The sequence below is a fragment of the Ensifer canadensis genome (assembly GCF_017488845.2).
GTDB lineage: Bacteria > Pseudomonadota > Alphaproteobacteria > Rhizobiales > Rhizobiaceae > Ensifer > Ensifer canadensis.
In genome coordinates this window covers 454345-472879 of record NZ_CP083371.1, presented here as the reverse complement: position 1 = coordinate 472879, position 18535 = coordinate 454345, and the positions used below count along the sequence as shown (strand labels likewise).

The window sequence follows — 18535 nt, the reverse complement described above, 5'->3', positions numbered from 1 at the left end:
AGCAGAGCTGTCAATGACGGCTCTCCATCCACAGGCTTCGCCGACACTTGTCGTTTACTCCCCGCTATCCACACCCGAAAAAATATTGTCCGCCTCCCAGGTGGCTTCGACATGGAACCTATTGACGCAATTTTCCCGACATATACTATATCTAGTGTTCGAGGTTCTCCCGATTCGCAAGGATTGGGAGCGAAGATGGGAATACGGTGCCGTCGTAGCGATTTCGCTTGGCTAAGCCGTGGCTGCCCCCGCAACTGTAAACGGCGAGCAACTGTCCAGCATTCGGCCACTGAAGCATGATGCTTCGGGAAGGTCCGGACAGAAGCACCGACCCGTGAGCCAGGAGACCTGCCTCGATCGATAAACGTCCACGGGCGGGGTGTCCGGAGAGGTCAGAGGTGTGCATGGGGCAGGATGAAACCTGCCTGATCGTCTCGACGTCTCCCCGGAAGCGCCGTCTTCAACTTCGGGGTGAAGTCATGTCCGCGTCATCGAATTCCTATCATTCGCCAATGAAGAGGCGCGGGAAGCCGCGAATCTGACGAACAACCGCGCCCGGGTCTTCTCGACCCGAGCAAGCGGTCATCCTGCCAGTCCTGCATTTCGCCGGATCGCTTGTGCGTATCCGCATGCCTTTTCATGCCCAGATCCAGCCGACCAAACGAGGAAGAAATGAACGTCACCGTCTACAGCAAGCCCGCCTGCGTCCAGTGCACCGCAACCTATCGCGCGCTCGACCGCCAGGGCGTCAATTACGAGGTGATCGACATTTCGGTCGACCAGGACGCGTTCGAGACGGTCAAGGGCCTTGGCTACATGCAGGTTCCCGTCGTCATCGCCGGTCCGGAGCACTGGGCAGGCTTCCGCCCCGACAAGATCAGCGCACTGTCCTGAAGCCGAGGTACGGCGCGATGGGGCTGATCGTCTATTTTTCCACCCGCTCGGAAAACACCCATCGCTTCGTCGGCAAGCTCGGCCTGCGCGCCAGACGCATTCCCGTCAGCGCGGCCGACGCGCCGCTCGACGTGCACGAACCCTATGTGCTCGTCGTCCCGACCTATTGCGGCGACGACGGCCGGGGCGCCGTGCCCAAACAGGTGATCCGCTTTCTCAACGATGCGGACAACCGCTCCCACATCCGCGGCGTGATTGCCGCGGGCAACAGCAATTTCGGCGCGACCTACGGGATCGCCGGCGACGTGATCTCGGCCAAGTGCCAGGTGCCCTATCTCTACCGGTTCGAACTGTTGGGAACCGATGAGGACGTCGCCAATGTCAAAAACGGGATGGAACGATTTTGGACGTCTCAACACTCGAACGCCCCTTGAAGGCGACGGAATCGGCGCTCGATTACCACGCGCTGAACGCCATGCTGAACCTCTATGACGAGGACGGCCGGATCCAGCTCGACAAGGACCGGTTGGCGGCAAAGCAGTACTTCCTGCAGCACGTCAACCAGAACACCGTGTTCTTCCATAACCTGCGCGAAAAACTCGATTACCTCGTCACCGAGGGCTACTACGAGCAGGAGGTTCTCGACCAGTATTCGTTCAACTTCGTGCGCGACCTGTTCGATCACGCCTATGACAAGAAGTTCCGTTTCCCGACCTTTCTCGGCGCCTTCAAATATTACACCAGCTACACGCTGAAGACCTTCGACGGGAAGCGCTACCTCGAGCGCTACGAGGACCGGGTCTGCATGGTGGCGCTGACGCTGGCGCGCGGCGACGAGGCGCTGGCGCGCGACATGGTCGACGAGATCATCTCCGGTCGCTTCCAACCGGCGACCCCGACCTTCCTCAACGCCGGCAAAAAGCAGCGCGGCGAGCTCGTCTCCTGCTTTCTGCTGAGGGTCGAGGACAACATGGAATCGATCGCGCGCGGCATTAATTCGGCGCTACAATTGTCGAAGCGCGGCGGCGGCGTGGCGCTGTCGCTTACCAACATCCGCGAGGCCGGCGCCCCGATCAAGCAGATCGAAAACCAGTCGTCCGGCATCATTCCCGTGATGAAGCTGCTGGAGGATTCGTTCTCCTACGCCAACCAGCTTGGCGCCCGCCAGGGTGCCGGCGCCGTCTATCTCAACGCCCACCACCCCGACATCATGCGTTTCCTCGACACCAAGCGGGAGAACGCCGACGAGAAGATCCGTATCAAGACGCTGTCGCTGGGCGTCGTCGTTCCCGACATCACCTTCGAACTCGCCAAGAACAACGAGGACATGTACCTGTTCTCGCCCTATGACGTGGAGCGCGTCTACGGCGTTGCCTTCACCGACATCTCGGTCACGGAAAAATATCGGGAAATGGTCGCCGACAGCCGGATCCGCAAGAAGAAGATCAAGGCGCGCGAGTTCTTCCAGGTGCTGGCCGAAATCCAGTTCGAGTCGGGCTATCCCTACATCATGTTCGAAGACACGGTGAACCGCGCCAACCCGATCGCCGGCCGCATCACCATGAGCAACCTCTGCTCAGAAATCCTCCAGGTCAGCGAAGCCAGCGAGTACAATGACGACCTGTCCTACAAGCACCTGGGCAAGGACATCTCCTGCAATCTCGGCTCGCTGAATATCGCCGCCGCGATGGATTCGTCCGATTTCGGCAAGACGATCGAGACATCGATCCGGGCGCTGACCGCGGTCTCCGACATGAGCCATATCGCCTCGGTTCCCTCCGTCGAGAAGGGCAATGACGACAGCCATGCGATCGGCCTCGGCCAGATGAACCTGCACGGCTATCTCGCCCGCGAACGGGTCTATTACGGTTCGGACGAAGGCGTCGATTTCACCAACATCTACTTCTACACGGTGACCTACCACGCCATCCGCGCCTCCAACCGCATCGCCGTCGAACGCGGGTCGAGCTTCAAGGGCTTCGAGAACTCGAAATACGCCTCGGGCGACTATTTCGACAAGTACACCGAACAGGAATGGAAGCCGGCGACCGAGCGGGTGCGCGAACTGTTCGAAACCGCAGGCATCGATATCCCGACGCAGGAAGACTGGCTGGAACTCAAGCAGGCGGTGATGACATCCGGCCTCTACAACCAGAACCTGCAGGCGGTGCCGCCGACCGGCTCAATCTCCTATATCAACCATTCGACCTCCTCGATCCACCCGATCGTCTCGAAGATCGAGATCCGCAAGGAAGGCAAGATCGGCCGCGTCTATTATCCCGCGGCCTTCATGACCAACGACAATCTCGACTACTACCAGGATGCCTATGAGATCGGTCCGGAGAAGATCATCGACACCTATGCGGCTGCGACCCAGCATGTCGACCAGGGGCTTTCGCTGACCTTGTTCTTCAAGGACACGGCAACGACCCGCGACATCAACCGCGCGCAGATCCATGCCTGGAAGAAGGGCATCAAGACGATCTACTACATCCGCCTTCGTCAGATGGCGCTGTCCGGCACGGAAGTGCAGGGCTGCGTTTCCTGCGCGCTTTGATACTCCGGGGAACAAGATGAACATCCAACTGAAGACCAAGGCGCCCAAGGGCTCGCAAGCCGTGCGCGCCATCAACTGGAACCGTATCGAGGACGACAAGGACCTTGAGGTCTGGAACCGGCTCACCGGCAATTTCTGGCTGCCGGAAAAGGTGCCGCTTTCCAACGACATTCCCTCCTGGGCGGCGTTGCGGCCGGAAGAGCAGCAGCTGACGATCCGTGTGTTCACGGGCCTGACCCTGCTCGACACGATCCAGACGAGCATCGGCGCACCGACACTGATGGCGGATTCGATCACGCCCCATGAGGAAGCGGTTTATTCCAACATCTCCTTCATGGAAGCGGTGCATGCCCGTTCCTATTCCTCGATCTTTTCGACGCTTTGCTCGACACCTGATGTCGATGACGCCTATCGCTGGTCGGAGGAGAACGAACATCTCCAGAAGAAGTCGGCGCTCATTCTCGAGCAGTATCGCACCACGGATCCGCTGAAGCGCAAGATCGCCAGCGTCTTCCTCGAGAGCTTCCTGTTCTACTCCGGCTTCTATCTGCCGATGTATTGGTCGAGCCGCGCCAAGCTGACCAACACCGCCGACATGATCCGCCTCATCATCCGCGACGAAGCGGTGCACGGCTACTACATCGGCTACAAGTTCCAGAAGGGCCTGGAGCGGCTGAGTAACGAGCGTCGGCAGGAGATGAAGGATTTCGCCTTCGACCTGCTGCTCGAACTCTACGACAACGAGGCGAAATATACCGAATCGCTTTACGACAGCGTCGGCCTGACCGAGGACGTGAAGAAGTTCCTGCACTACAACGCCAACAAGGCGCTGATGAACCTCGGATATGAGGCGCTGTTCCCGGCCGATGCCTGCAAGGTCAATCCGGCAATCCTGTCGGCGCTGTCGCCGAATGCCGACGAGAACCACGACTTCTTTTCGGGGTCAGGCTCCTCCTATGTCATCGGCAAGGCGGTTGCGACCGAAGACGAAGACTGGGATTTCTGACAAGCGCGCCGCACTCCGTTGCTGAGCCAATAGCAAAGCGGCCGGTGAAGACGAGAAGGTCTTCACCGGCCGTCCTGTTTCAACTGCGCGAAGCGAGGTGGTGTTACTCCGCCGGCACGACACGGCTGCGGCCGATGGTTGCCTGTGTCAGCAGGAACGCGCTGACCGCGCAAATCGCAATGCCCGCGGCCATCGGAAGCGCCGTTCCGTTGAAGAAGACGGCAGCAACGATCATGGCGACAGCCGCCGTGACAAAATGCAGCGTCCCCATCAGCGCCGATGCCGTACCGGCAATCTCGCCGTGATCCTCGAGCGCCAGCACCGCGGAGGTCGGGATGACCAGACCGAGCGCGCCGTAGCCGACGAACAGGAATGCCGCCATGACCGGCAACTGGTTGAAGCCGAGGCTCATGAGAATGAACATGCTGGCCATGGTCAAGGCAAAGCCGGCGACGGCAAGCTGCATGACACGCACGAGACCGAAACGAACGCCAAGCCAACCGGTCGCCTGCGAGACCGCGAAGAACGATACCGCGTTGATCGAGAAGGCGAAGCTGTATTGCGTCGGCGTCAGGCCATAATGATCGATCAGCACGAAGGGCGAATTTGCGAGGTAGACGAGGAAGCTCGAAATGCCGAGGCCACCGATGAAGGTGAGCGTCAGGAAGTTCCGGTCGCTCAGAAGCAGCCGGTAGGCGGCAATCGCGCTGCCGAAATTGCTGTCTGCCCTGTCCTTCTTCGGACGGGTCTCAGCCAATTGGGTCGACAGCAGGATCAGGCCGATGAAGGCTGCGATCATGACGGCACAGAAAACGCCGCGCCAGCCGTAGAACTCGATGACGGCGCTGCCAGTCAGAGGCGCCAGGATCGGCGAGATGCTGAACACCAGCATCAGCAGCGACATCAGGCGTGCCGCCTGAACGCCGGTGTGCATGTCACGAACGATGGCGCGCGGAATGACCATGCCGGCGGCACCGCCAATACCTTGCAGGAAGCGGAAGGCGATGAGCGTTTCGATATCGGTCGCGAGCGCGCAGCCGATGCTGGCCAGCGCGAACAGGCCGATGCCGAGATAGAGCGGCGCCTTGCGGCCCCACATATCCGAGAGTGGGCCATAGACGAGCTGGAAAATTGCAAAGGAAATGAAGAAGGCGAGCAGGCTAAGCTGCACGACACCGGTCTCTGCGGCGAGATCCTTGCCGATCGACGGCAGCGCGGGGAGATACATGTCGATTGCGAAAGGCCCGATCGCTGAAATCAGACCGAGGACTATGGCAGTGCGTAGAAAGGACGCCGTCATGGTGATGATCTTTCAGAGGTCGCGAAACGAACGAGGACGCGCGCCTGCATTCGTTGCCGCCGGGATTGAAACTGGAATGAGCCGGTCGTGCCAGGATCGAACGTCCGGGAGACGCATCCTGCGCTGACCTATGTGGTCCATAATTTTGGACACACATGTCAAATTTGACACTATTGTCCAAACCGTCAACATGTCCTATCGTCGGATCATGAAAAAACGACAAGCCGCCTTGCCGACCGCCGGTGGCCCCACCCAGAAGGGTCAATGCGCCAAACGCATCTCGATCCTCGACGCCGCCGCAGAGGTCTTCTGCCGCGAAGGCTTTTCCGGCGCCAGCATAGACGAAATCGCCGCGGAAGCCTGTGTTTCCAGGCAGACCATCTACAATCACTACCGCGAAAAAGAGACGCTGTTCATGGCGGTGGTGCAGGATATCCTCGACCGAACCAACGCCGCGCTGTTCTCGATCCTCGCGACCTTCCCGCAACGGGCAGACAATCTCGAGGACGACCTCACTGCCTTTGCAGTGCGCCTCAACAGGAACTGCATCTGCAATCAGGACGGCAAGTTCATCCAGAAGCTGGTCGAGACCGAGGGAGAGCGATATCCCGAGCTGATCAGGATCTGGCGCGAACAGGGACCGGGCAAGATCGGCGCGGCACTCTCGGCACTGTTTGCTCGACTTGCCCACGCGGCCCCGCTTGAGATCGACGACCTCGACTTGGCCGCTCGGCAATTCCTGGCCTTGATCAAGGCGGACATGCAGATAGCCGGTCCTTTTGGCGAAGCTCCAACGGAGGAGCAATTGCAGACCTCTGCCCGCAACGCCGTCAGGACCTTCCTGCGCGCCTATGGCAGGGTCGAGACCGAACGAGCCCAGAAAAAAGCCGGTCGCCTCGACCAATCGGCTTGACCGCCAGTCGCTCTGACCAATTCAGTCACCCTGACGTCTTCGCGACGCACCTAAGACCAACGCCCCTCCGCATCTCCGATCACCTAACCAGTGATCTGGAACCCCTGCACCGGATCGGGCAAGGCCACCGGTTCGGTTTCGACGCTGACGACCGAGGCAGCCGCCGGCCCCATCCAGAGCCGCTCGACCATGTTTGCGAGCGCAACATCGGAGCCGACGATCATCGCCGCCACCGATCCGTCGCGCTCGTTGCGCACCCAGCCGGTCACTCCGAGGCGTTCGGCCTCGCGGCGGGCCCAAATGCGGAAGCTGACGCCCTGCACCCTTCCGCTGACACGAACGAGCATCGCCTTGCGCTCTCTGATCATGATCGCACCTGTTTTTTTGTTATAGAAGAGAAACTGGAGCGAAGGCGGACAAAGACAAGCCACCTGACGTTGCGGGCGCCTGCGACGCCGGGCCGTTTCCACATCGGGCGAAGTTGCGGAATTCTCCGCCGCCTTGTTTTGACGCATTTCCGGACGCAAAACCGCTTCCCAGTTCTCCTGGAAATAGCCTATGGCGTCGCCGCCAAAATGCGGCCCTTCATGTTGGGATGAAAGCGGCAATAATAATCGATCTGCCCCGCCTCCCGCACGACGAGACTTGCGGTCTTCTTCGCCGGGATCAACACCTCCCAACCACCCTTCACGGTCGCTGTATGGACGAGGATGTCCCTGTTGACCCACTCGATCGTGTCGCCGACGCGTACCTCGACCTCTGCGGGAACAAACGCCATTTTTTCGATCGTCACGCGGATTGTCTCTGCTTGAGCATCCACAGCGCCATTGCCGAGCAGGAGCCCGGCAACGGCAACGAGATAAAACCCGGATGGCATGGCCGCGCTCTACTTCAGCGATGCGGCAACATGTTCTGCATGCTGCTGGTGGCCCTGAAAGATCTTCAAGCCGGTCTCAAGCAGTGCCTTAAGTTCGGCATTGCTGGCCGATGGAATGAGCAGGGTCTCCAGGGCTCCGTTCACCTGCTTGTGGTAGGCGACTTCATTGTCGACATAGGCTTTATCGAAGCTCGCGCCGTCGAGCGTGGCAAGCTTGGCGCGCTCGTCGTCAGCTGCTTTCGAGAGCGCCTTGCTGGTATCGTTGTCCTCCGGCGTCACCTTGAGTTTCTTGACGAGATCGAGCGCCTGCGTATTCACCGCCTCATGGTCGCGCATCATATCTTCGGCAAACGAAACGACGTCCTTGTTGCCGGACTTCGAGATCGCAAGCTTGGCATTTTCCACATCGATCACTCCGGCCGTATAGGCGATGTGAGCGATCTGTGGGTCGGTCGGCTTATCCGCTGCCTGTGCCGGGATCACAAGCCCGAGCAGGCAAAGCGTGACGAGCGCGGTCATTGGCCGAATGTTCATGGAAACCTCCTTGTTCCACGCAGGGCGCGGACCCTGTTTGCAGTTGACATCCATTGGATGCCGCCTGCCCGCAAAGGTTCCCGCCGGTCAGCTGGAAAGGCCAAGCCGCTTCATGACCGCCGCGGTCAGCCGCGCACAGCGCCGCCCGGCAAAGGGGAAAGCATCGAGCAAAACCGGGCCGATCTGCTCATGCAACTGTTTGCGCACCAGCTGCCGCGCCCGATGCAACCGTGTCTTGACCGTCTCGGGGCGTAACCCAAGCAGATCAGCCGTTTCCTCCACGCTCAGCCCCTCTATCACCCGCGCGACGAAAACCGTTCTGTAGATATCGGGCAGATTGTCGGTCGCCCGTTCGACGAGTTGCAGGATCTGCCGCTGCGCCATCGTGCGTTCGGGATCATCGGCACTTGCCGGCAGCGGGAACTGGATGATCGTCGCATCGCGGCCATCGCCGATCGAGCCCAGGGCGTCGGCTTTGCGGCGTCCCCGGCGCAACCGGCCGAGCGCCTCGTTGATGACGATGCGTGACAGCCAGGTTCCAAGCGACGATTCGCCACGAAAGCTTGCGAGATGCGCAAAGGCCAGCACATAGGCTTCCTGTACGATGTCTTCGGCTTCGCTGTCGTTTCGAACGACGCCTCGGGCAATGCGGTAGAGGCGCTGGTTGTGAACCTGCATGATCGCGAGGAAGGCTTGCCCGTCACCGGCGATCGCCCTTTGCGCCAGTGCCACATCCGCGGTCGGGTCCGTGATCGCCAGCGCGCCTGTTCGAATGTCTGCCATGGCCGAGCCTCCCGCAGCATTAGATGCACGGTTCCGCCAAAGGTTCCCGTCATTTTTCCAATTGCAGACACCGTGCCGTTCTTTTTGGAACCTCTTCAGAGAATGCGGTTGCGCCATTGTGGTCCTGCCTTGGCCGCCTGACGTCGAATGGCCTGCCGACCACTCAAGCGAGAGGCGTCTAAATTTCTCGCGTTACCCTGTTAATCTTTTCATCGCGTACTTTTAAAAATTGACGCGCGCAAAGTTTTATGGTTTTTACATCATCGCCAAGACGGTGATAGGAGGCCCCTCCTGCTTGGCCGCCAAGACCAAAGGCCCACATCGTTTCCAAGGGAGGAAACCCATGAACATGCCCCGTATTCTCAAGGCGCTTGTCGCCGGCACGGCACTGACCCTGATTGCTTCCGCCGCATCGGCCGAAGGCATCGGCGCCTCGCTCTTGACCCAGCAGCATCCGTTCTACATCGAGCTTGCCGACGCGATGAAAGCCGAGGCGAAAGAGAAGAACGTCGCGCTCGAAGTTGCGATTGCCAACCAGGATCTCAACAAGCAACTCGCCGACGTCGAGGATTTCATCGTCAAGGGCGTTGACGTGATCGTCATTTCGCCGGTCGACAGCCAGGGCGTGCGCGCCGCGATCGAAAAGGCCGAGAAGGCCGGCATCAAGGTGATCACCGTCGACGTGCCTGCCAACGGCGCGACCGTCACCTCGCATATCGGCACCGATAATTTCACCGGCGGCGTCAAGGCTGGCGAACTGATGGCAAAGGTTCTCGAGAACAAGGGCAAGGTCGCCGTTATCGACTACCCAACCGTCCAGTCGGTCGTGAACCGCGTCAACGGCTTCAAGGAAGCGATCGCCAAGCATCCGGAGATGGAAATCGTCGCCATCCAGACCGGCATCACCCGCGCCGAAGCACTCGCAGCGGCACAGAACATGCTGCAGGCCAACCCTGACATCACCGGCATTTTCGGCTTCGGTGATGACGCAGCGCTTGCTGCAGCGGTTGCCGTCAAGGCGGCGGGCCTCGAATCCCAGGTCAAGGTCATCGGCTTCGATGGCATGAAGGAAGCCCGCGACGCTGTCGACACCAACCCGGTGATGGTCGGCGTGATCCAGCAGTTCCCCGACCAGATGGGCAAGCAGGCCGTCGACACTGCCGTCAAGGTTGCCGCCGGCGAACAGGTTCCGGCCGAACAGCCGATCGTGCCCGGCGTCTACACCGCAAAGTAAGTCCTCCCAGGACAGCCGCCGCCCGAGGGCGGCGGCACCAACACGACGAACGCCTCCGCCTGCTGCCGACAAAAACGGGCAGCAATTCGAAGTGCTACAGCGACCTTTGCGCGTCTGATGAGACACGTTGCGCTGCAGCCCGGAGGCGCTTCTCGGCGCGATCCAAGGAGGCCGCCATGCATGGTTCGACCACGGACACCGTTCTCAAGATCAGCAATGTCACGAAGTCATTCGGGCAGATTGCCGCGTTGAAGAGCATGCGGCTCGATGTCCGCCGCGGCCGCGTGCATACACTGCTCGGCGAAAACGGTGCCGGCAAATCGACATTGATGAAAATTCTTGCCGGCGTTCACAGCGCGACGTCAGGCGACATTACCCTCGACAATCAACCCTATCGCCCCACCAACCCGCAGCAGGCAGCAGCGCTCGGGCTTGCGATCGTGTTCCAGGAATTGAGCCTCTGCAACAACCTGACGGTGGCGGAGAATATTCTGGCGACGCGCGAGCCGCGCAAGTTCGGCTTCATCAACGATAAGGCGCTCGTTGCCAGGGCAAGGTCGATCGTCGCTGAACTCGGGCTGCCGATCGACGTCACCGAGAAGGTCGGCAATCTCTCGATCGCCCAGCGGCAGCTGGTCGAGATCGCCAAGGGCCTCAGCCATGAGGCAAAGGTCGTCATTCTCGACGAGCCGACCTCGTCGCTCAGCGACAGCGAGGCCGAGATCCTGTTCGACATCATCGGCCGGCTGAAAAGCCGCGGCGTCGCGGTCATCTATATTTCCCACCGCATGGAAGAGATCATGCGGCTCAGCGACGACATCACCGTCATCCGCGATGGTGAGTATGTCTCCACTCACGATCGCAACGACGTCACGATCGAGGCGCTGATTGCGCTGATGGTCGGCCGTCGGATGGAGGAGATCTATCCGCCCCCAATCCACGTTCGCTCGACGGAGATTACTTCGGATCAGCCTCCGGTCCTGGCGGTCGAGCGTCTGACGCGCGACGAGGAATTCGCCGATATTTCCTTCACGGTCGGCGCCGGCGAGATCCTCGGCTTCTTCGGCCTCGTCGGCTCAGGTCGCTCCGAAGTGATGAACGCACTGTTCGGCATGAAGAACGCGAGCGGCACGGTTCGCCTCGACGGCAAGGAGGTTCGCTTCCGCTCGCCGGCCGAAGCGATTGCCCGCGGCATCGGCTTCGTCACCGAAAACCGCAAGGAAGAAGGCCTCGTGCTCGGGCACAGCGTCGAGTGGAACATTTCCATGGCGGCATTGCCTGACTTCACCGGCCCGTTTGGCTTTACCCGCGGCAGCGCCGAGCGCAAGGCAGCGGCAGCCGAGGTCGGCAGGCTTGCCATCAAGACGCGCTCGCTCGACACGCCGGCAGGCTCTCTCAGCGGCGGCAACCAGCAGAAGATCGTGCTCGCCAAATGGCTCCTGACCCGGCCGAAGGTGCTGATCCTCGACGAGCCGACCCGCGGCGTCGACGTCGGCGCGAAATTCGAAATCTACAAGATCATCCGCCAGCTGGCGGCCGAAGGAACGGCGATCCTGCTGATCTCCTCCGAGCTGCCGGAGGTGCTTGGAATGAGCGACCGCGTGGTCGTCATGCATGAAGGCGTGCTCGGCGCGACCCTCGCCGGCACCGACCTTACCCCCGAAACGATCATGGCGCACGCGACAGGTTTCCAATCATGACCCAGCAAACTGCAGCCCAGGCCGCCCTCGTCAGGGCATTGAAGCAATATGGCGGCATCTTCCTCTCGCTGGTGATGCTCTGCGTCATCTTCTCGTTCCTCAATCCCCGGTTCATGTCGGTCGTCAACTTCATGAACATCCTGCAGCAGGTGGCCGTGATCGCTATTGCCGCCTTCGGCATGACCTGGGTGATCCTGCTCGGTGAGATCGACCTGTCGGTCGGCTCGATCATCGCAGTCGCCGGCATGGTCGGGGCGCAATGTTTCGCCTTCGGGCTCGGCTTCGGCCCGGCACTCGCGGTAACTATCGTGGCGGGCGCGCTGATGGGGATGCTCAACGGCGTGTTGACGGCAAAACTGCTACTGCCGTCGTTCATCGTCACCGTCGCCACGATGGGCATCTATCGCGGCCTCGTCAGCCTGCCGACCAACGGCGCGCCGGCGATGATCGACAACGCGACATGGACCGCCATCGGCACCGAGAGCTTCCTCCGCCTGCCCACCATCATCTGGGTCGTTGCCGTGCTCTTCGTCATCAACCAGATCGTGCTCAGCAAGACGAGCTTCGGTCGTCGCGCCTATCTTACCGGCGGCAACCGCGAAGCGGCTGTTTATTCCGGCATCAAGGTCGATCGCCTCAAGATCATCATCTTCATGATCTCGGGCGTGATGGCGGCGATCAGCGGCGTGCTGCTCTCCTCGCGCCTCTTTTCCGCCCAGACCAATGCCGGCATGAGCTACGAGCTCGATGCCATCGCCGCGGCCGTTCTCGGCGGCACCTCGCTTGCTGGCGGTGTCGGCACCATGGTCGGCACGCTCATCGGCGCGCTCATCATCGGCGTGATGAACAACGGCATGAACATGCTTTCCATCCCCTATTTCTACCAGCTCATCGTCAAGGGCCTCGTGATCCTTGTCGCCGTTTGGCTCGACGTTCGCGCCAAACAGGCAAAGCGCTGACCCGGCACGAGTGAAACCCATGCACAAGATACTGACGATCGGCGAGATCCTCGTCGAGATCATCGCCACCGAAAAGGGCGACGGCTTCCGGCAGGCGACACCACTGGTCGGGCCTTTCCCTTCCGGCGCGCCCGCCATCTTCATCGACCAGGTCGGCAAGCTCGGCCAGGCGAGCGCGATCATTTCCCGCGTTGGCGGCGACGACTTCGGTCACGTCAACCTCGCCCGCCTTGAGGCGGACGGCGTCGATACCTCCGGCATCGCGGTCGATCCGCTCGCCACAACCGGCAGCGCCTTTGTTCGCTACCGTCATGACGGCAGCCGTGCCTTCGTCTTCAACATCCGCGACAGCGCCTGCGGCACCATTTCCCTCGATGACAACGCAATCGCGCTGGTTCAAAGCTGCAGCCACCTGCATGTGATGGGGTCGTCGCTCTACGCTCCGAGCGTGGTCGAGAGCATTCTCGCCGCAATCGACATCATCAAGGCAGCCGGTGGCACGGTCTCCTTCGATCCGAACCTTCGCGCAGAAATCCTCGAAAGCCCGGGGATGCGGGAAGCGCTGAGGACAGTCCTTGCCAAGACCGACGTGTTCCTGCCGAGCGGCGCCGAACTCTTCCTGTTCACTGAAGCGAAAACCGAGGCGGACGCCATCGCCGAACTTCTCGCCTCCGGCATCAGGGTCATCGTGGTCAAGCGCGGCGCCGAAGGCGCCAGCTACTTCGATGCGGAAACGACGCTCTCCCTGCCCGGCTTTGCCGTCGAAGAGATCGATCCGACCGGCGCGGGCGACTGCTTCGGCGCCACCTTCGTCACCTGTTGGCTGAATGACGCCAGCCCCCGCGAAGCGCTTGAACTCGCCAACGCGTCGGGCGCTCGCGCCGTGATGATCTCCGGCCCGATGGAGGGCGCATCGACGAGAGCAGAACTCGAAGCCTTCATCAGCGCGCGAAAGGATTGAAGACCATGAAACCCAATTATCTGATCGACATTGCCCAGTGGCGCGACCGTCCGGGCCTGCGCGGTATTCCTTCGATCTGCTCGGCGCATCCGCTGGTCATCGAGGCCGCAATGCTGCGTGCCCTTAGGGAAGACACCCATCTCTTGATCGAGGCGACCTGCAACCAGGTCAATCAAGACGGCGGATATACCGGCATGACGCCCGCCGATTTCACCCGTTTCGTCGGGGAGATCGCCGCAAAGACCGGCTTCCCGATCGAAAACATCATCCTCGGCGGAGACCATCTCGGCCCCAACCCGTGGAAACATCTGCCGGCCGATGAGGCGATGGACAAGGCGGAAGCGATGATCCGCGCCTATGCCGCGGCCGGCTTCACCAAGCTGCATCTCGATACCAGCATGGGCTGCGCCGGCGAACCCGTCGCCCTTCCCGATGCGACGACGGCGTTGCGTGCCGCGCGGCTTGCCGCCGCCGCCGAAGATGCCATCCGCGGACGTAACGGCATCGCCCCGGTCTACATCATCGGCACCGAGGTGCCTGTTCCCGGCGGCGCGCTCGAGGAACTGGATACGCTCGAAGTTACCGCACCCGAAGCAGCCGTCGAGACCGTCGATATTCATCGGCAGGCGTTCAGCGATGCAGGTGCCGGCGAGGCCTTCTCCCGGGTTGTCGGCGCCGTCGTCCAGCCGGGCGTCGAATTCGGCAACGAGAACGTGATCGCCTATGACCGGCCGAGGGCCGCTCAGTTGAGCGCAAGCCTGGCCGAGCTAAACGGCCTCGTCTTCGAGGCGCATTCCACCGACTACCAGACGCAAGAAGCACTTCGTGATCTGGTGACGGATGGTTTTGCCATCCTCAAGGTCGGCCCCGGCCTCACGTTTGCATTGCGTGAAGCGCTTTACGGGCTCGACCAGATCGCCGCGTTCCTGTTTCCCGATGCGCGATCCAAAACGCTGGCCGAGGTCACCGAAGAGGTCATGCGCGAGGAGCCGGGCAACTGGGGCAAGTATTATCACGGCTCGCCCGACGCGCTGCGTCTTCAGCGCCATTTCTCCTACAGCGACCGCATCCGCTATTACTGGCCGCACCCGAAGGTCGCGACTGCAGTGGAAGAGCTTCTTCGCCTGCTCGATGGCGTCACCATCCCCGAGACGCTGATCAGCCAGTATCTTTCGGGCAGTTACGAGCGCGTGCGAGACGGTCAGGTGCCGCCGCAAGCAAAGGCCCTGGCGATTGCCGCCGTCGATGCGGTTCTGGAGGATTACTTCACCGCCTGCAAAGGATAGATCCGACCGTTCATTCCGTGAATATTTCGTAGTCGACACTGCCTATCCCTCGGAAATAAATCTATAAACGAAACCCAAAAGAAGAATGGGGGCGCTTCGACCGTGGACAGACAAATCAAGACGATGGAGGATTTTTCGGAGTTCGTCGGTTTGTCGCGCCCCACTGTCTCCAAATACTTCAACGATCCGACTTCGGTTCGCAAGAAGACCCGCGACGCCATCGAGGCCGCGATCAAGCAATCCGGCTTCCGGCCCAACATCTTCGCCGTCAATCTCAACCGGCGGCGAACCAATATTCTTGGCGTCATCGTTCCCAATTCGACCGACCCGTTCTACATGGCGCTGACGCGGCGGATCGAACATATCGCCAACCAGGCGGGCTTTCTCGCCTTCGTTCTCTCCTCCGACGGCAAGCCGGAGATGGAAGAGCGCGCCATCGAAACCTTCAAGTCGATGAATGTCGCCGGCGCGATCATCGCCCCGCTCGGCGTCCAGTCCCATCACCAAAAACTCACCTCGCTCGGCGAGAGCATCCCGCTTGTTTATGTCGACTCGCCGCTCGACGGCAGTTCCTCCTTCGTCGGCACGGACAACCGCCAGAGCTTCAAGCTGATGGTCGATTATCTCTGCCGGTCCGGCGCACCGCCCTGCTACTTCGGCATGCCGCCGGTCAACAACAACGCGCTCGCCCGCCAACACGCCTATGAGGAGGCGATGCAGCAGCTGAAGATGGATCCCGTCATCGTGCCGACGGCGCCGAACGCCTCGTGGGATTTCGAAAAGTTCGGCTACGACGAAACGCTGCGCATTCTGGGAGAAGGCGGTTTTCCGACGAAGACGGTGCTGTGCGCCAACGACCGCGTTGCCTTCGGCGTGATTGCGGCGGCCTTCCAGTCCGGCGTCAAGGTCGGCCGCGAACCGGACAGTGACCTGCGGGTGGCAGGCCACGACGACCATCCGCTGTCGCGCTACACCTGTCCACCGCTGACGACTGTGGCGCAGAACTACAACGAGATCGGCCGGCTGGCGATCGAGCTGCTACTGTTCAAGCTCGGCGAAACTGAGAACGACGACCAGGCCTTCCCCGCGGACGAGCGCATTCTGCTCAGCGCCGAGATCATGCTGCGTGGCTCGGCCTAGCGGTGCCCTTTCAAGACGTGTTCGTCTGGATAGAACAACGCCGGAAGCCATCTTTGAACTCTCCGAGAACAATCGAGACAAACGTCAATACTTGACGCTCGGCTCCGGTCTAACACTCAGTCCCCATGACTAACGAAGTCGATCGCAATCGACATCGCCACGCCGGAAGGCGTCGACCTCGTGCGTCGCCTGGCGCGGATTTCCGATATCGTCGTCGAAAATTACAAGCCGGGCGATCTGGCGCGCCGCGGCCTTGCCTATGAGGATCTGGCAGCCATCAAGCCCGATCTGATCTGGTGCTCGATCTCGGGATTTGGCCAGACCGGCCCCTACAGCCACCGCAGGATGGGCGTTGCCGATGCGGCCCGGCACACGCCCGGATACCAGATGATTGGTTGCCGCATTGATCAGCCAGGCGATCTGGCTGTCGTAGAGGGCGAGATCGATCTGCTGGCCTTGCCCTGTGCGGTCGCGATGGCGCAACGCCGCCAGAATGCCTACGGTCGCGTACATGCCGCACATCACGTCTGCTATCCCGACGCCGGTCTTGACCGGAGAACCACCGGCCGTGTCCGGCTCGCCTGTAATGCTCATGATGCCGCCCATGGCCTGGATCAGGAAAACGTACCCGGTAACAAAAAGCCGCCATACTGCGGCGCATATTTTCCCGGGTTTGCTTCGAAGGCTTTGCGGTTTTCCTCCGAGGCGAACAGGAAGCGGGCATCACGGTAGGTCACGGCAAGGTCCGCTTTGCCCTCAATCGGCTTGCTCTGGACGAAATATGCGACCGGATCATAGCCCGAAATCGCCACACCGCTCTTCTCGTTGATCTCTCCGGCCACGGCGACAGTTGCCAGCTGAGCAACGATAAGGGCTCCAAGGAGGGGTCTGGGAATTGTCATGGTGCTTCTCCACGTTGACAGATTGCTGCGTCTTCCTGGTTGCAGACATACGGCGCTTCCAATGAATCGGCTGCGCGAAACCGGTGTTTCTCCTGCGATCTCTATTTCTCTTGATCGTTAGACTACGATCAGGGGGAAGCGTTACAGCGTCCGACAAAATGACGGCCCGTCCGCGCTCGGCGCGCACGATATCTCCGGTGCCGGCGCCGGTTGAATTGCCGTGCAAGCCTGCGTTTGCCGGCCGGCGGCCCACGAGCCCATCAGGAAAAGGAGACGCCGTTCATCCACAGCAGGTTCGCTCCGCACGAAGCCACGCACGCGACACGGCGGCTGCACCCGGCACCGCAGGTTTCGCCGGTGATGGGGTGGAAAACGCAGCTATTCGCCGAGACGCGGCGACGCCCTGACCGTGTCGATGATATCGCCGAGCAGCAGATGCAGCGCATCGCGGTAACCGGTGCGTGCCGACGGGCCGCTCTCCTCAGACGTCATCACCACGGTCAGATCCAACGCCGGAACGATATAGAGCATCTGGCCGCCATAGCCCCAGGCGAAATGCACGGTCTCGCCAGCGATCTGACGCTGAAACCAGCCGTAGCCGTAGATGTCGCCGGAGAACCGAGAATTGGTGCGCGGTTGCCAGGAAAGTGCGACCCATTGCGCCGGCACCACCTGTCTTCCATCTGCCGTTTTGCCGCCGTTGCGGTAAATCTCGCCGAAAGCAAGCAGAGATCGCGCACTCATGGCCATCTGGTTGCCGCCGAGATAGATGCCCTGGGGATCGCGGTCCCAGGCATCGATGCGAAAACCCTTGATCGGACCAAGCCATTCGCGGGCGAGAGCAAGCGTCGACTTGCCGCTGACCTTGGTCAGGATTGCCGAGAGCAAATGGGTGGACGCGGTCGAATAAAGCATCTGCCCGCCCGGTTCGTCGTCGAACGGCTGCGCGAGTGCGGAGCGGACCCAGTTCCGGCTGGACACCCAGCGGCCGTAATTCGGACCGGACATCCTTCCGAGACCGGCCTGCATCGAAAGCAGATTGCCGATGGTGATGTCCTCAAGCCGCGGATCGGGCGAAGCCGGCAGGTCCGGCTTGAGGATCGGAGCGATCTTCTGGTCCGGGCCCTCAAGCAAGCCCTTGTCGATCGCAATGCCGACCAGAGCCGATACGATCGATTTGGAAGCCGATTTGATGTTGTTGGTGTCCGTAGGGCGGGTGCCCCGGTAGCCGCGCTCGGCAAGGACAGAGCCAGCTTGTGAGACGATCGCGGTTTTCAATGGCTTGAGGTCGTCGCGCGCCGCAAGGCCGTCCAACAGCGCCGCAAGCGGTGGCCGATCCTGTGCGACCGCCAGGGAGCACATCAGCAGTAGAGAAAAAAATGCGGCAGCAAACCTGATCATGCATTCGATCTAGGATGAATGCGCGGCCGCGTCATGGGGCCGCGCGCAATGTCACGCGGATTTGAAGCCGGGTGACCGGCCGGTCCTG

Annotated in this window: 18 protein-coding genes, 2 pseudogenes and 1 riboswitch; of the genes and pseudogenes, 12 read left to right on the top strand and 8 right to left on the bottom strand. The window is 61.0% G+C overall.

Features of this window, described 5'->3' with window-relative positions:
* Positions 1–144 precede the first annotated feature (144 nt).
* A riboswitch (cobalamin riboswitch) is annotated at positions 145–370 on the top strand.
* 302 nt (positions 371–672) lie between these two features.
* The 4 genes from nrdH to nrdF are packed head-to-tail and all read left to right on the top strand — an operon-like array spanning position 673 to position 4457.
* Positions 673–894: a glutaredoxin-like protein NrdH gene (gene nrdH / locus J3R84_RS21810; RefSeq protein ID WP_025429316.1), complete on the top strand. Its 222-nt coding sequence runs from the start codon at positions 673–675 to the stop codon at positions 892–894.
* Between the two features lie 17 nt (positions 895–911).
* On the top strand, positions 912–1328 hold the full coding sequence (gene nrdI, locus J3R84_RS21805) for a class Ib ribonucleoside-diphosphate reductase assembly flavoprotein NrdI (protein ID WP_057209889.1): 417 nt from the start codon (positions 912–914) through the stop codon (positions 1326–1328).
* Complete coding sequence (gene nrdE / locus J3R84_RS21800; protein ID WP_113568508.1) at positions 1298–3451, top strand: class 1b ribonucleoside-diphosphate reductase subunit alpha; 2154 nt, start codon at positions 1298–1300, stop codon at positions 3449–3451. Before nrdI ends, nrdE begins: the two co-directional genes overlap by 31 nt.
* 16 nt (positions 3452–3467) lie before the next feature.
* The gene (gene nrdF / locus J3R84_RS21795) at positions 3468–4457 is read left to right on the top strand and encodes a class 1b ribonucleoside-diphosphate reductase subunit beta (protein ID WP_057221906.1); all 990 of its coding nucleotides are present in this window, start codon (positions 3468–3470) and stop codon (positions 4455–4457) included.
* Between the two features lie 103 nt (positions 4458–4560).
* On the opposite strand, the gene J3R84_RS21790 is transcribed toward nrdF, so the two are convergent.
* On the bottom strand, positions 4561–5757 hold the full coding sequence (locus tag J3R84_RS21790; RefSeq protein ID WP_107027439.1) for a multidrug effflux MFS transporter: 1197 nt from the start codon (positions 5755–5757) through the stop codon (positions 4561–4563).
* A gap of 208 nt (positions 5758–5965) precedes the next feature.
* Here J3R84_RS21790 and J3R84_RS21785 point away from each other — a divergent pair, with 208 nt between their 5' ends.
* Positions 5966–6670, top strand: a complete 705-nt coding sequence (locus J3R84_RS21785) for a TetR/AcrR family transcriptional regulator (protein WP_057210106.1) — start codon at positions 5966–5968, stop codon at positions 6668–6670.
* A gap of 83 nt (positions 6671–6753) precedes the next feature.
* On the opposite strand, the gene J3R84_RS21780 is transcribed toward J3R84_RS21785, so the two are convergent.
* The 4 genes from J3R84_RS21780 to J3R84_RS21765 form a co-directional block, all read right to left on the bottom strand.
* The gene (locus J3R84_RS21780) at positions 6754–7038 is read right to left on the bottom strand and encodes an acylphosphatase (protein ID WP_057221945.1); all 285 of its coding nucleotides are present in this window, start codon (positions 7036–7038) and stop codon (positions 6754–6756) included.
* Positions 7039–7226: 188 nt separating this feature from the next.
* Positions 7227–7547, bottom strand: coding sequence for a cupredoxin domain-containing protein (locus J3R84_RS21775; RefSeq protein WP_057221908.1), 321 nt, complete (start codon positions 7545–7547; stop codon positions 7227–7229).
* Between the two features lie 9 nt (positions 7548–7556).
* A complete protein-coding gene (locus J3R84_RS21770) occupies positions 7557–8081 on the bottom strand; it encodes a DUF4142 domain-containing protein (protein ID WP_025429324.1) in 525 nt (174 codons plus the stop codon).
* An 87-nt stretch (positions 8082–8168) separates the two neighbouring features.
* Positions 8169–8864, bottom strand: a complete 696-nt coding sequence (locus tag J3R84_RS21765) for an RNA polymerase sigma factor (protein ID WP_025429325.1) — start codon at positions 8862–8864, stop codon at positions 8169–8171.
* A 343-nt stretch (positions 8865–9207) separates the two neighbouring features.
* Between J3R84_RS21765 and J3R84_RS21760 the strand changes: the two genes are divergently transcribed.
* From J3R84_RS21760 to J3R84_RS39040, 7 genes and pseudogenes are all read left to right on the top strand, one after another.
* Entirely contained in the window at positions 9208–10098 is an 891-nt protein-coding gene (locus J3R84_RS21760; RefSeq protein WP_025429326.1) for a substrate-binding domain-containing protein, read from the top strand.
* 176 nt (positions 10099–10274) lie between these two features.
* Positions 10275–11798: a sugar ABC transporter ATP-binding protein gene (locus J3R84_RS21755; RefSeq protein WP_203527783.1), complete on the top strand. Its 1524-nt coding sequence runs from the start codon at positions 10275–10277 to the stop codon at positions 11796–11798.
* Positions 11795–12757, top strand: a complete 963-nt coding sequence (locus J3R84_RS21750) for an ABC transporter permease (RefSeq protein WP_057209896.1) — start codon at positions 11795–11797, stop codon at positions 12755–12757. Before J3R84_RS21755 ends, J3R84_RS21750 begins: the two co-directional genes overlap by 4 nt.
* A gap of 19 nt (positions 12758–12776) precedes the next feature.
* On the top strand, positions 12777–13718 hold the full coding sequence (locus J3R84_RS21745) for a tagatose kinase (RefSeq protein WP_057209899.1): 942 nt from the start codon (positions 12777–12779) through the stop codon (positions 13716–13718).
* A gap of 5 nt (positions 13719–13723) precedes the next feature.
* Entirely contained in the window at positions 13724–15004 is a 1281-nt protein-coding gene (locus J3R84_RS21740; RefSeq protein ID WP_057209901.1) for a D-tagatose-bisphosphate aldolase, class II, non-catalytic subunit, read from the top strand.
* A gap of 123 nt (positions 15005–15127) precedes the next feature.
* Positions 15128–16144 carry a LacI family DNA-binding transcriptional regulator gene (locus tag J3R84_RS21735; RefSeq protein ID WP_057221912.1) on the top strand — a complete coding sequence of 339 codons (1017 nt, stop codon included), beginning with the start codon at positions 15128–15130 and terminating at the stop codon, positions 16142–16144.
* A 180-nt stretch (positions 16145–16324) separates the two neighbouring features.
* Positions 16325–16438 (top strand): annotated as a pseudogene (locus tag J3R84_RS39040) (CoA transferase); the annotation flags it as partial.
* Positions 16439–16480: 42 nt separating this feature from the next.
* Here J3R84_RS39040 and J3R84_RS21725 read toward each other — a convergent pair.
* The 3 genes and pseudogenes from J3R84_RS21725 to J3R84_RS21715 all read right to left on the bottom strand — a co-directional run.
* Positions 16481–16774, bottom strand: a pseudogene (locus J3R84_RS21725) (CoA transferase); the annotation flags it as partial.
* Positions 16759–17046: a YHS domain-containing (seleno)protein gene (locus J3R84_RS21720; RefSeq protein ID WP_203527780.1), complete on the bottom strand. Its 288-nt coding sequence runs from the start codon at positions 17044–17046 to the stop codon at positions 16759–16761. The pseudogene J3R84_RS21725 and the gene J3R84_RS21720, both read right to left, overlap by 16 nt.
* A gap of 378 nt (positions 17047–17424) precedes the next feature.
* The gene (locus tag J3R84_RS21715) at positions 17425–18447 is read right to left on the bottom strand and encodes a serine hydrolase domain-containing protein (protein ID WP_203527777.1); all 1023 of its coding nucleotides are present in this window, start codon (positions 18445–18447) and stop codon (positions 17425–17427) included.
* Positions 18448–18535 lie beyond the last annotated feature (88 nt).